This window comes from Cohnella massiliensis (assembly GCF_900169535.1).
Taxonomy (GTDB): domain Bacteria; phylum Bacillota; class Bacilli; order Paenibacillales; family Paenibacillaceae; genus Cohnella; species Cohnella algarum.
This window is the reverse complement of the sequence record NZ_LT821258.1, coordinates 971,552-985,668: the sequence shown is the minus strand read 5'-3', so window position 1 is coordinate 985,668 and position 14,117 is coordinate 971,552. Positions and strand designations below refer to the sequence as shown.

The window sequence follows — 14,117 nt, the reverse complement described above, 5'->3', positions numbered from 1 at the left end:
GTTCGACGACCAAAGTATGTGACGGAAAAGAGAGGATAGAGCATGCGGCTTCTGCGCAACTTGTCGGTTCGAAAAAAAATGACGGTTCTGTTCGGTCAGTCCCTGTTCTTCCTGATCGTCGTCGGATCCGTCGGGTTTACGTACATGAATTCGGTTCACCGCAACGCCGATCACATGTACTCGGATGTCATGCAGCCCGCAGGATGGGTGGAGAAAATTCAAAAGCTGACCTTTGAAATTCAGGCTTATACGTTTGATATCATCCTCTCAACCGAGGCAGACCGCAGAACGGAACTGGAGAGCATAATTCGGGACCGAACGGCACAGGTGACGGAATTGTACAATCGCTTGCGGGAACAGGGACGGTCGGCGGATCTCGTCGAACGGCTGGAAAGCTTCAACAAAGTCCGGCTCGCATATATGACCAAACAGGGCGACGTGCGGTTTCTTTCCTCGCAGAACCGGAATCAGGAAGCCTATCAGTTCTATATCGCATCGGTCCAGCCGCTACAAAACGATATCAACCGGATTTTGGCGGAAATAGCCGAAGCGAACGAGCAAATGGCCGAGCAGCTAATCCGGGAAAACGAACGAAGCAATGATCGGGCGCAATCGATCATCCTTGGCTCCGTCGCTTTGTCAATTCTGCTGTTCGGGTTGCTTAGCTGGATCATTAGCGCTATGATCACTCGTCCGCTTGCCGAAATCGGACAACGGATGATGCAAGCTTCGAGAGGCGACTTGACCGTCATTGGAACTTACCAATCCCGGGACGAGCTTGGCCGGATGACATCCGGGTTCAATGCCATGACGAATTCCATTCGCAGGCTGGCGGCCGAAGTCAACGCCCATGCGATTACGCTTTCCGTGAACGCCGAACGGTTGAAGGACGGGGCCGAACAGACCTCCCGAGCGTCCGAGGTCATTGCCGCCGCGACCCTCGAATTAAGCGAAGGATCGGAGGAGCAGGTGCGCAGCGTAACGCGGGCAAACGAGGAGATCGTTCGCATCAACGAACATATTCGGGAAATCGACAACCAGGCGATGGAAATGATCCGAAGCGCCGGAAATGCGGCCGATTCCTCCCGTAGCGGTTCGGAATCGGTGCGGCAGGCAGCCGGCCAGATGCGGGAAATTGCCGTCTTTGTCGAGCGGACGGGCCGAACGCTTGCCGAATTGGAGGCCGACTCGCAGAAAATCGGCAAAATCATCGGCATGGTCAATGAATTTGCGGTACAAACGAATTTGCTGGCGCTCAATGCGGCAATCGAAGCGGCGCGCGCGGGGGAGAGCGGCAAGAGCTTCTCGGTGGTGGCTGCGGAAATTCGCAAGCTTGCCGTAGATTCGGCTTCCTCCGCCTCGCAAATCGGCAAGCTGATCGGGAAAATCCGGAACCGGGTCTCGGAAGCGTCGGAGTCGATGGCCGCAGGTAACGAAAGCGTGCAAAAGGGCGTCGTTTTGGCCGAGCGCGTAAACAGGGAGTTCGCCTGGATCGACGGTTCCGTCGCGGAGATGAGGGATCGAGTCCGGGAAGTGGCGGAGGCGATATCCGGAATTGCCGCCGGAGGTCGGAAAATCGCCGAAGCGATGGACGCCGTAACCGAAGTCGCCCGGAAGGGAGCGGCTTCCAGTCAGGAGACGTCTGCGGCAAGCGAACAGCAACTGGCCGTCATGGCAGATGTCGCAAGCTCGGCCAAATCTTTTGCCGAACTAGCGGAGAGGATGCGGGACAGGCTGGCGGTTTTTAAAGTATAGTCGGCTTGGTTGCATAACGGTCGCCGTTTATCAAGCCGAGTTCACATTGCTCGATTTCCGCGCAGTATTTTCTGCCCCATACGGCTTCTGCCTGAACTTCCGATTAAACGCGTAACTAGCGCGTAACAGATGTAAAAAGCAACAAGTAATCTGTATTCGAAGACTTGTTGCTTCTGCATCAAACTGCCTGCATCCTTGCGGTTCTTCGCGATCATGAGTAAAGAGAAAACTTAAGAACTCGGCTCAAGCTTTTCGGAAATAAGAATCGCTCTCCGAAGGTTAAACATTCCTGCAGGGGACTGAGAAATAGCCTTTTTCTAAGGAAAATCGTAACAACAGTCCATCCAAGAACGATCCGAAAGATGCACTGACCATTGCTGATATCGTTAGCCGCGGCTATTACTCTGGATTATGCACCGCAAGAGGCGGTATTCGAACGATTGAAGACGGCGATGCACAATCTGGAATTCGGGTGGATAGCGCCACCCGCCAGGACAATCGCCTCATCCGCTGGATCGACCTGTACTTCTCGTTCAGACAGGTCTTCCCAGATTTGACGGTACAGCGTGCGCTGGCATCGCTCCGGGGCATCCCCGTTACCTTCTGACCTGCGTATTCGTTACGTTTCAATCCACACATCCCATGCGGGATGCTACATGGCAAAAGCAAGTGGAGGACGACACGGGTACGTTTCAATCCACGCATCCCATACGGGATGCGACAGCTTTATGAGACAGATCCCTAACCTTCAACGTGTTTTAATCCACGCCCCCCATACGGGATGCGACCGGTCGAAGGGGCCGCAAGTTACGAGGCATACCAGTTTCAATCCACGCACCCCGTACGGGATGCGACCTTAGCGTCACCCTGTGCCCCGGTCCACGGATTATGTTTCAATCCACGCACCCCGTACGGGATTCGACTGCGGCAGCTCTCTGGAAGCATTCTGCAGAGCAGTTTCAATCCACGCACCCCGTACGGGATGCGACGCGGTATGCCTCATGTCCTTGGCCTCTCCCTATGTGTTTCAATCCACGCACCCCGTACGGGATGCGACTCGATTCTCGTCGTCCTCGTGATACGCCATAACGTTTCAATCCACGCACCCCGTACGGGATGCGACGGGCGGCGAGAACGCGCTGGCCGCAATGGACACGTTTCAATCCACGCACCCCGTACGGGATGCGACTACCGCGTAACGGCTCCGACGCTGACGGCGGGCACGTTTCAATCCACGCACCCCGTACGGGATGCGACACGCCGAAGCAGTACAACATCATCAAAGAGGCGATGTTTCAATCCACGCACCCCGTACGGGATGCGACCCGGTACTCGGCCGAACAGGCCCGTGCCCAGCCGTTTCAATCCACGCACCCCGTACGGGATGCGACAACCTTGCAACGACATTCCCAATTTATTGGCTATGTTTCAATCCACGCACCCCGTACGGGATGCGACGATCGAAGCCTGTAGGGCCGTTTAGGGACGTCACAGTTTCAATCCACGCACCCCGTACGGGATGCGACGAGCGCACACAGCGGGCTAACGAGACGACCGGAGGGTTTCAATCCACGCACCCCGTACGGGATGCGACGCCAAAGAAAACCGTGATGATCTTGGGAATCGAGTTTCAATCCACGCACCCCGTACGGGATGCGACTCGGTCTGATTGGTCAGGGTGTCCGTAATCTTCGGTTTCAATCCACGCACCCCGTACGGGATGCGACGAGCCGACCGATCGCCTCCGAGCTTCTCGAGCTTTCGTTTCAATCCACGCACCCCGTACGGGATGCGACCCCGATTCACCCCTTTCATCAGTACCCGGTATTTCCGTTTCAATCCACGCACCCCGTACGGGATGCGACTTGCCCCGTTTTATCGTTGATGTCGGCGTACTCAAAGTTTCAATCCACGCACCCCGTACGGGATGCGACGTCCATGCCGTAATCATCCGGTATACCGTAAATGCGTTTCAATCCACGCACCCCGTACGGGATGCGACCGGGATGAGCTGATTAGTCGCTACATCGGGGACGGTTTCAATCCACGCACCCCGTACGGGATGCGACACCGGCACAGTCCGTACCTAATGCGATCCGGTCCCGTTTCAATCCACGCACCCCGTACGGGATGCGACTGCACGGCGAATTGCCGGGAGAAGACACGATTAAAGTTTCAATCCACGCACCCCGTACGGGATGCGACCTTGGGATAGACCTGTAACGTCCGCATGATAATTGTTTCAATCCACGCACCCCGTACGGGATGCGACGGATGTCTGCGACGTTCTCGAACTGAGCAATCCCCGTTTCAATCCACGCACCCCGTACGGGATGCGACAGCGCGGCTGCGGAGCCCTTGAGTGGCAAGGGTTTGCAAGCGCTTCAGTGCGAATCTCATTTTATTATACTTGAAAACGGGTAGTTTTTCATAATAAAATGCCGAAATCCCAGTCATATCAAGGGGTGCGAATCTCCCGGGAAAATCATGTGCGCTTGGGGTTCGCACTTGTGATGCCGTATATTTCCGCCAAAAAAGAGGTTATGATAGAAAAAAAGCTCTATAGGTTCTGACGATTACTCGCTTTTGCGGTGACAATCCTATTTTCCCCAAAAAAGTTCAAAGTTCAATAGGAGGCAAGATGAAAACGGAACTGACGAAGAAACAAACGCAGGAGATCGTTCAGTTTCTCGTTGAAAATTGCGAAGCGTTTGCGGTCATTTTATTCGGATCGGCGGCAAAGGAGCGGATGCGCGTCGATAGTGACGTGGACATCGCGTATTTGTCGCACCGGAGAAGTTCGGACTACGAACGTTTTATGATGGCCCAACGGCTTGCAGATGTGCTGAAACGCGATGTGGATCTGATTGATTTTTATAGGGCAAGCACGGTTTTTCAGGCACAAGTGGTGACGACCGGGAAAATGCTGTACGATGGGGAGCCTTTTGTCCGGCAGGAAGCTTTTATGGTGGCGTTAAAATCGTACGCTTTGTTGAATGAAGAACGTTCTGAAATTTTGGCTCAAATTGAAAACGGAACGGGGGACAGCGCATGGGGCGGGATGTGGACTACCATTAACCGGTGCATCGCCCGAATTCAAGAAGAATATGCAGGAGACCCGGCCAACCTCGGGAATATGACCAAGCAGGACTCGATCATTCTGAATTTGCAACGAGCCTGCGAGGCATGTATCGATCTGGCCATGCACACGGTGGCGGAAAAAAAGCTCGGATTGCCTCAAACGAGCAAGGAGGCATTTGATTTTTTGCTGCGGGAGCAAGTGATCTCGGAAGAACTGTGCAACAACCTGAAAGCGATGGTCGGTTTTCGCAACATTGAGGTCAGAATTGTTCAGGCGATCATTGAGAAGCATTTGAACGACTTTCCGGCGTTTGCGGACAGGATCCGGGTATACATGGCAAAAAGTTCGGAGCCGGACGGGGCATAAGGTATAGGGAGGAAAAAACAATGGGATGGGCAGAGGGTGATTCTGCTTCGTTCCATTTTTTATTTTGGGGCGTAGATGTAGATTAATTTAAATCATATAGGATTCATTCGATTTAACGACGGAACTACATCTTACTGATGCTTGTTGTTTCAATTCACGCATTCGCATGGATGCGACGCCGACGACATCAACGCCAAACCGGAAACGCTTCCGATTTCAATCCACGCACCCCGTATGGAATGCGACCGCAGCCGGCGTCAGCAAAAGAGAAAGAGCCGGATGACGTTTCAATCCACGCATCCGTATGGGATGCGAAATGTCGATCGTCTCGCCAAGATCGGTCACAACCTGTTTCAATCCACGCATCCGTATGGGATGCGACAACGCAATGACGCTGGAAGAATTCCGGCAAGCAAGAGTTTCAATCCACGCATCCGTATGGGATGCGACCAGGAGTCGTAGACATAGCTACCAGGGTAATTGGAGTTTCAATCCACGCATCCGTATGGGATGCGACTAAGGCAGAACGGGACGATTACCGTAAGGAACTGGTTTCAATCCACGCATCCGTATGGGATGCGACTGTCCTTGTACTCTTGAGGGATAGTATCAAGCGTTCCGTTTCAATCCACGCATCCGTATGGGATGCGACGCGACGATTTGATCCAATGGAAAGAGAACCAAAGGTTTCAATCCACGCATCCGTATGGGATGCGACGTCGAGATTGGTTTAGTGACAGCCTCCGGACGTTCGTTTCAATCCACGCATCCGTATGGGATGCGACCAGTCGCTTATGCGGCTGTTTTTGTTTTAGGGGGTTTCAATCCACGCATCCGTATGGGATGCGACGCTGGACATGTTCGGCGAAATCATGGCTAGTTTGGTTTCAATCCACGCATCCGTATGGGATGCGACTATACGTGCGCACGTATATAATAAAGACAAGATGGGTTTCAATCCACGCATCCGTATGGGATGCGACATGTGACCGCTCGCGATGAGTGGTATGGTATATCGTTTCAATCCACGCATCCGTATGGGATGCGACGCGGAGCCTTCGGGGCACGAGCTTCGGCCCAGGCTTGTTTCAATCCACGCATCCGTATGGGATGCGACAGCGACGATACGGAGCCCTTGAGCGGCAAGGGTTTGCAAGCGCTTCAGTGCGAATCTCATTTTATTATACCTGAAAACAGGTGGATTTTCATACTAAAATGCCGAAATCCCATTCATATCAAGGGGTGCGAATCTCCCGGGAAAATCATGTGCGCTTGGGGTTCGCACTCCCAAATATTACTTTGGATTGATTTGAATATACTTGTGCAATTTCTGATCAGCGGAATCGATATGCGGCAGTTGCTCCAAAATGACAGGAGGAAACGAGGAATGTTTGATTTTTCCGTTTTGAATCCGCAAGGATTGATTAGCCGCAAACCATTGGTAAATTTCCTCATTTCTTCTCCCATGTACTTTTGGATAGCTGACCAGAGGTTTATCGGGAAAATTAAAATCGGTCACCTTGAGCAATCGTTCGAGAACTTTAGGTTCGATAGAGTGGTTTCCCGGTTCATAGGCCCGGTATACAAAGCTCCCTCTTCTCTGCAGTTCTCGCGAATCGCGAGTTTTGATTTGCTTGACTGCAATTTTGACGCTTCCCATGCCCAACGGTTTGGCGTAGCCTAATTTATGCATATGATTTCCGTTATCGGAGCTACGCAACTCCAACACCCACTTCAAATTCGCCAACTCCTGTTCGGTCAGGTGGTGAAAATATACCTTAAACGCAAATGTGATTCCGGGTTTTACGGGGCGAACCGTATGTGTGAGTTTCGAATTCTTGCCCTGCTTGTTATCATTTTTTATTGGAACACCATGCCAGTAAAATTTTCGCCCTCTTAGGATGGCTGTTCCGTATTGAATCACTTCCTTATTTTTAAGTTTGCGGTCATACCTCACAGCGTAATCGTAATTCCAATGATCGGCTGGACGTTTGTCGTGTTTCATATTCGGCCGTTCCAGATAAAACTCCGCTGCCGAGGGCTTGGGAGATGCTAAAGTGAGTTCAAGTTCGGGCCTATAGTATTCTTGGGGTTTCAATAACGGGTTCACAATTGTGGCGTCGGTAAACCGAAGGCGAGATCCCATTGATCCCTTTTTGCCGACCATGCCGAACAGAGAGCAGGATGGGCATAGGCAATCTGGGTCCTCACAAGGTTGATAGCCGCCGTTATCCTTCAGAATGTGATAAGGTTGGTTCAAAAACATATCTTTAGAAATCGATGACGGGGCAAATAGATACGTACCGTTGTAGTCATTCGGATCATAATAGTAAACGCAAATAGCTTGCCCATCTTTAGCCTTTAGCCGCTCAAGGTAAATACGATAACTTGGTTCGGACGCATTTTTCTCATTGTCTTCATAGTTCTTCAACAGCTCATGAAGTTTCCGAATGGACAGGTCATCGTCCGAAAATCGTCTAATAATTTGATTTGTCAATTTAAAGACGGATTCATTTTTTTTCTTGGGCATATATTTGGAAATATGCAAATAGTACTCCGGTTGGTTCGTTCCCAAGTTATCGAACAAGCCGATTACTTCTACCTGTTCTTTATTTAAGACAACTCGAGAACCTTGCGAGTAACGATTCCATAGATTTTTGTGACTTCGAACTTTCTTCTTTTCAGCTTTAAACAATACCCAATCCCCGTCGATGAATTTCAATATCCCGAACTTGTTCCGAGGGATCCCTGAGCGGCGGAATAAATAATCTTCCGGGTCAGTATTGACCACACTCATACAGGAGTTCGTGGCGGCTTCGTGAACGGAGCGGATGGCGCCACGAATTTCGGAGCCGGGGACGACAGGCGGGTAGTATTCTTCTTTGTCTTGTCCTGCCTCCAAGTTTCGGTATCCATAAAAATTATAAAAAGGATTAGTTTCCGATTTAGGGCCGGAAGTGTTTGGGATGATCAACGGGGTATGAGGTGTCAACTCGCATTCGATATACCCGCTTAAAGTACCATGTTCCGGATTCATCCGCGTGCATTCGTCCCCGAGCGGAATGAATGTGTAAGGATTGACGAACGACTCGTTGAGATCGATCTTCCATTGCGAATCATTTTGAGCGAAATTAGCAATTTCTTTTTTGGAGAATCGGGACATGTTACTACACCGCCTTTTCTTCGCCGTTTTCTACGTAATATAGTCCGCACAGACGGGAATCGATCACGTTAATGCTGCCATTCCGAGCTTCGATATAATTCCGGACTTTGGAATAAACAGGGAGACTGCTCCGGTCCAGTTTGACCGGGAGCATAATGGAATTGCCTCGAGCTTCCGTATATCGTTGCCACTCTTGGCCCAATGATGAATCTTCAGCAAAAGTACCCCACAGTTCATGGCATTCATCGAATACAACCATTCCATCCGGCAACGTATGCAACAAACTGTCATCTATGTCGTTTAGCCGTGGTAGTTTTGTTTCGTTTTCATCTTCTATCACCCGAACGATGAACGAATCATAATCTACTTTTAGCGCATAAAACTCGTTTTCCGTGTCAAAAATTCGTAGCATTGTGGTTGCGTTCCAGTCGGAAGGTTGGCCGTCATGGAAGAGAAGACGGTATTCGCGGTTCTTGCCGAAAAAGACGCCGTTGTCCCGATAGTCCAGTGCAAATAGGCGGCGATTGGTCTTTTTTTGGAGAAAGTTATCAACGGCTTCTTCAAGCTTTCGGATATTAAACGTGGTCAAGCTTTCGTCACGCTCCTCCATACCGGGATTTTCTCGATAAACGCCTGCCGGTAGGCATCTGCCGGCAGATGGCCTCCATCAATTCGGACCGCATGATTTACCTGCTCCGAGAGATGTTCTTCCTCGTCGGGATCAACGCCATCTACCGTAAAAATTCCCCGGCCGATCGCCGTTTCTCCACCGACCGTAATCATCCCTCGTGCCAGTTCGTCAATACATAATAGAACAAGTCCGATTATGTAGTCGTTATTACCGTTTCGGTGCTCGACACGGATTGTTAGCTCGGTATGCGCTGAACCGGATGTGTTCAACAAAGGCCGAACGGTTAATAAAGCTCCGTCTGCAGCTCCACCCCGAAACCGGTCAATCGCCGCCCTTACATGCCGGACCAGTTCGCCTCCATAGATGACAGACTCTTCAAATACGAGCGGCGACGCCAACGCCTCTGCTCCGGTGTTCTTTGCGATCCGTCCGAATAGATCGTCGATCTCAAGAGCGTTCAACTGCTCCAGATTCCGCAGTTCCTCGGTGTAGGATCGGAATGCGCCGGCCCAGGAGGTGCCGGGAATGACCGGTAAGAAGTCGGAGCGGGTAAGTTGTTCGGCCGAAGTGGTATCGTCGTCGTCTTTAAGACTTGTATCGTACGTCCGAATGAGCAGCGAATGAGGAATTCTCAGCGGGACTCGGATTGTCGTAAATCGGTTCCCGAGGGAAACATTAAATTTGGAGGGACTCCAGGGTTGCGTAACATGCCTCCAATCAAAATGAATCCATAACTCTCGGTCTTCTTTTTTGCTCATGTCGAGTTCCAGGTACGCAGCATCTTCTAAAGCAAGGATGCCGAACCCTCGGCGGGTTTTGCGGCCAACCCGAACAAGACCGTCTTGAAAGCCATGGACCATACGATCAATATTTTTTTGTGCGGCCAGGTACTGACCATCGCGGATAACCGCTTCCAGCATAAAAGTAAAAGCAGCTTCGCAATCGATGACCTCGTAGTCCAGTTTCGCTTCGTGGACCGCTGTCTTATGGGGACCCAGGCGCACACTTTCTCGAAATGAAACAGAGATCGGCTCGGCTGTTGTGGCGTCGTAAAATATAAAGGAACTGAGTGTAGAGATTCTATCGCGTCCAACGGATTGTCCGAACACGGAAACGATATCTTCCTCCTCTTGATCCAGGCTGACGCCATGGGCGCACAAGCTGCGTAGGACGCCCGCCAACGTACTGCCGGGAATATATGGATTGCCGCGGAAATCCCGGAGAATATCGATATCGCTGTGCACGGCTTGTCCGCCGGAGACGATGGCGGGAGACTTCAGAACAAGCGTTCCTCTCAAATATATACGGTGCGTAATCCGATTGCCCGGAAGCCGTTTAGTTTGCGGAACCAATTTGTTGTGCCTCCTTTTGTTGCCGTTTGAGTCGTACCTTCAATTGTGCAAAAAAAGTATCGTAGTAGCAAGTTAACACTTCGTACGTGCCCGGTTTCCATTCCAACAGGGCGGGAAAGGATAGTTCCTGTAAAATTTGATCGGTTTCGCCGGTGACTCGTTCTGCGCGAAATAGATCCTTGAACGAGACGGAATTCTTGCGTTTTTTTGCATCTAAGCTACGAGCTTGATTGTACAGCGTCTCATAGTTCATCTTCGACCGGCATTCGCGATATAACTTCCACCGCTTGCGGATGTGCGGATTTAACTTGTCGCGGTGTGTTAAATGACTGTCAAACCATTCATCTGCATCTTGGGCTGCTTGGGCCGACAATCGGCGAAACAGAACGGTTTTTAGTACAGAAGAGATTAGCATACGTGTTGTCTCCGTCAGCGGCAGAGCTTCAGGGATCTCGTTTTCCGTTCGGGAGATAGGCTCGCGAACAATCAATCGCTTATGCGCCAGGACATCAATCTCATACTCACCGTAGCCGACAGACGTATAAAGGCCCAGCGTTCCTCTTGCCGGGACCATGACATCTACAGAACTACGGTTCACAAAAACGAACAGGCTGCCCCCGTCGTATGCGGGCTGGCTCACTTTCGGCAACTGCCATTTCGTATTGTAGCCGCTGTATTCCGTAAACCGGCAGTAAACCGAGCCGGTCGGTTCAATCGATAAAGGTCCGGCAAGCTGTTTCTCCAATTCACGCAAATACGCGGTTGCAAACGTCTCCGCCTTGCAATCGCAGTATCCGTTGGAATTGGGCACGACGGAAGGCGAGGAGAGTAGCACACCGAAAGTTTGGCCACTTTGAATCCGGATCATTTCCGGAGGCTTCGTTCGGACAATTTGACCGAATTTCAGACGTACTTGCCCGTACTGGACGTTTGCGCTTCGCCCCATGCGAAGCAGGCAGCCGTAGCGTTTGGCTAAATCGATTAAGACATTCAGAAGTCGCCCCTCGCCCTCCAGACCGGCTGCGAACAAGCTGTTTCGAGGCAGCGCCTCATAGACGAACAGTTCTCCGCCGATCTCGCTTTCCGGTCCGAGAGCGTGGCCGATGCTTTTTAGGGCTGGGCGCTGATGATGATAATGGATTTCTGTCGCTTGCTTTACCCAATATACGACAGACGAATTCTCGGGACTGGCGATATGAAAGCCTTGAGGAACCGTAGCCATCCGGTCGTCCTGCATCGTACCCGAAGAAGACGGATTCGAATTTTTATCATAGGCAGGTTCCATAATGTAGACGTGATCGTAATCGTCTTTTTTACGTTTCCAATGTGCACCGTTCGGGCGGGACCTTTGCGGAGAAATGTCCGAAACGGACGGGTACCCGTTACGAAACCTTACCTTGCCGTGGAGAAACAGATCGGCAAATAGTTCGTCCTTTTCCGGATCGTAAGCGGGATTTTGCTTTTTCCGGTCCTTAATGTAAAGAGAAGCGAACGAACCGAGCAGAGCGGTACCGGTAACGTAGCCTTCTCGAAAAATAACGGGCGATTGCAGCATCAGATTTAGGGGCAATTCATACGTTTCCGACTCATCCAGTCTATCGGTGGAAAAGAAGCCGGAATCTTCATTCTCCCGAATCGTTCGATCCAGACGGCACTTTACCCAACCAAGTCCTCGCGTGCGGTTCAATCCCATATGACGCAGCACATTTGTACAGGTTTCCAAAATATCCAAATCTGCCAATGAATACTCTCCGGAAAAAGAGACTTCAAACTCAAAAGTAGAAACTGGCTGAATGACGCGAATAGAGCGCAACGATTTCGGCTTGACCGCTCCAGTTCCACGATCGACGGCCGTTTGTGTTCTTATCGACGTATAGACGTCGCGAACAGCGTCAGGATGGAAATAGGAAGCGGTTGTTGGATTGCTCCGAAGGTGCCGGAGACAATCCACGAGTTCCGCATAGCCGCTCGGGCGGCCGTTTCTAATCAAAACGTTTCCCTGTAACGTTCCGCTGCGACCAAATAGCCGATCACGAACATTCTGGCTGAATATTTCAGCATCGTATTGAGCCAGTTCGTCGAAACATTCGAGCAGACAACCCTTTAACCTTTTGGCCGGAATTTCGGGAATTCCAAACTCGTCTACGGCAACTTCTGTATCGATGATACCGGCGGAGCCTTCACCGATTGCGGGACAAAGCGGAGATAATAATTCCAATACGAATTTCATGATGAAACCTCCTGCCAGGAACAAAAGTCGATGAATTCGAGCGCGTCAAACAGTTTCGTCGTGTAGGACGGTTCCGACGTCCCGTAATGTTGAACAGCCAAGTCCCAGGTTCCGCCAAGAAGCGTGATCAGACGTTCAAAATCTTGCGGATAGCGCGAGCGAATGAACTCAAGCTCAAGGCCGATTGCTTCTTTGCCGGATTTCATCACATGGTGCAAATCCTTCAGCTTGGAGCGTGCCCACACTTTCGGCGAACACGCAAATTCGGCAGTCAATTTCTTGAAGTTACTCAACTCGTAAATTGCCAGGTCGCGGCATTCTTCTGAATCCCCCTGACGGGGAATATACCAGGGCCTAAAGCATAATGACAAAAAGCGATCGTTATACGGGACGAAATATTGTTTCCTTGTTTGATCCAAATCGCCGGTGATACCGCTTTTGCAAAGATGAAAATCGATCCAGGAAGCTCTTTTCTGACCTTTATCCCGTAATCGACCTTCATGTTTGGCATATTCGCAACATTGCTCGGCGATGGCGTAGGCTCTCGAAAAGGGAAACGTGATCTTAGCGATGGCCACTCCGGCGCTTGCAGTCAGATGGTTCTCGTCAAACGAAGGGTCGAGATCATTAAGGTGCTTTATAAAGTACTCGGCATATTCCAATCCGTACTTACCGTCGCATACAAAGGTTACGTCGTCGCCGTCCATGACGATCGGTCGAATCGGCAGAACGAGGTTAGGGCTCGTATGATCCGTTTTCAACTGGCGATCTTTAACATATTGAATAAGTTGACGGAACGCATTCTCATAGGAGTTATTAATTTCGCCGGACAACTGGCAGAGTTTCTTCAAGGCTTCGTCCATAGAGAGTTCGGAGTCCTCGGTCAGTTTTTTTACGAGTTCTCCCATGCCATTTCCGTCAATGTGAACAATTGCGAGAAAATTTTTGTCTTCTTCCTTGCGGAAATGCTGGAATTCACGAATAAACGACTCGTGTTCCGGTAGCTGAAACTTCAATTCAAAATAACGTTGATCGGCTTCTTCCCGTTTGCTTCTCTGCTGAGCAGACATGCCTAGATAAGGTTTTTCTTTGTTGATGCATATAGGGGCTTGTGTCAAATTGTCCAACCGATTGATAGAATATGAGCCCATAAGTCGGGGCGTCTGTTCCGTTTGTTTCTCGCGTTCCGCGTTTTGCCGTAATGTCTGAAAAACAAGCTTGGCAGGCGTTTTCTCATCGTACTCGCAATACCCGCTGCAAAGACGCAATCCTCGCCCGTGTTGGAGCAGCCAAATCTTTAAGTTGCGAGATACTCTCTGAGCATCCTCCAATGTTTTAAAGCGCACAATTGCATTTCCACCACCGGAATACTGGAGTTTTGCGTCTTCGCCATAAGGTTGCAACATGCGTCCGAGGACGCCGTCCGAGGCCAGCGTCTTCTTTACGATCTGAGAGCCGCCGCTAATTTCAGTCAGTTTGTTCGAAGCAAAAATAAAATCCTGGATGCCGCTGAGATCAAATTTTGCCAGCACGCTCAT

7 protein-coding genes, 1 pseudogene and 1 CRISPR repeat array are annotated in these 14,117 nt (G+C 50.6%); of the genes and pseudogenes, 3 read left to right on the top strand and 5 right to left on the bottom strand.

The window, feature by feature from the left end; translation table 11 throughout:
- The first annotated feature begins 42 nt into the window (after positions 1 to 42).
- The 3 genes and pseudogenes from B7E11_RS13955 to hepT all read left to right on the top strand — a co-directional run bounded on the left by B7E11_RS13955 (position 43) and on the right by hepT (position 5,203).
- Positions 43 to 1,755, top strand: coding sequence for a methyl-accepting chemotaxis protein (locus tag B7E11_RS13955; protein ID WP_080835336.1), 1,713 nt, complete (start codon positions 43 to 45; stop codon positions 1,753 to 1,755).
- Between the two features lie 623 nt (positions 1,756 to 2,378).
- Positions 2,379 to 4,095: direct repeats of the CRISPR family, unit length 33 nt; unit sequence GTTTCAATCCACGCACCCCGTACGGGATGCGAC.
- 301 nt (positions 4,096 to 4,396) lie between these two features.
- Positions 4,397 to 4,750: pseudogene (gene mntA / locus B7E11_RS30280) on the top strand (type VII toxin-antitoxin system MntA family adenylyltransferase antitoxin); the annotation flags it as partial.
- A gap of 66 nt (positions 4,751 to 4,816) precedes the next feature.
- A complete protein-coding gene (gene hepT / locus B7E11_RS13945) occupies positions 4,817 to 5,203 on the top strand; it encodes a type VII toxin-antitoxin system HepT family RNase toxin (protein WP_080835626.1) in 387 nt (128 codons plus the stop codon).
- Positions 5,204 to 6,497: 1,294 nt separating this feature from the next.
- On the opposite strand, the gene B7E11_RS13940 is transcribed toward hepT, so the two are convergent.
- Genes B7E11_RS13940 through B7E11_RS13920 form a run of 5 tightly spaced genes read right to left on the bottom strand, consistent with a single transcriptional unit; the run spans position 6,498 to position 14,117 of the window.
- Positions 6,498 to 8,366 (bottom strand): TIGR03986 family type III CRISPR-associated RAMP protein, encoded by a 1,869-nt coding sequence (locus B7E11_RS13940; RefSeq protein WP_080835334.1) that lies wholly within the window; start codon positions 8,364 to 8,366, stop codon positions 6,498 to 6,500.
- A gap of 4 nt (positions 8,367 to 8,370) precedes the next feature.
- Positions 8,371 to 8,955 carry a type III-D CRISPR-associated protein Csx19 gene (gene csx19 / locus B7E11_RS13935; RefSeq protein ID WP_080835331.1) on the bottom strand — a complete coding sequence of 195 codons (585 nt, stop codon included), beginning with the start codon at positions 8,953 to 8,955 and terminating at the stop codon, positions 8,371 to 8,373.
- Positions 8,952 to 10,349: an RAMP superfamily CRISPR-associated protein gene (locus tag B7E11_RS13930; protein WP_080835329.1), complete on the bottom strand. Its 1,398-nt coding sequence runs from the start codon at positions 10,347 to 10,349 to the stop codon at positions 8,952 to 8,954. Before B7E11_RS13930 ends, csx19 begins: the two co-directional genes overlap by 4 nt.
- Complete coding sequence (locus B7E11_RS13925) at positions 10,333 to 12,579, bottom strand: RAMP superfamily CRISPR-associated protein (RefSeq protein ID WP_080835327.1); 2,247 nt, start codon at positions 12,577 to 12,579, stop codon at positions 10,333 to 10,335. The genes B7E11_RS13930 and B7E11_RS13925 overlap by 17 nt, the downstream gene beginning before the upstream one ends.
- The gene (locus tag B7E11_RS13920) at positions 12,576 to 14,117 is read right to left on the bottom strand and encodes a Cas10/Cmr2 second palm domain-containing protein (RefSeq protein WP_080835326.1); all 1,542 of its coding nucleotides are present in this window, start codon (positions 14,115 to 14,117) and stop codon (positions 12,576 to 12,578) included. Before B7E11_RS13920 ends, B7E11_RS13925 begins: the two co-directional genes overlap by 4 nt.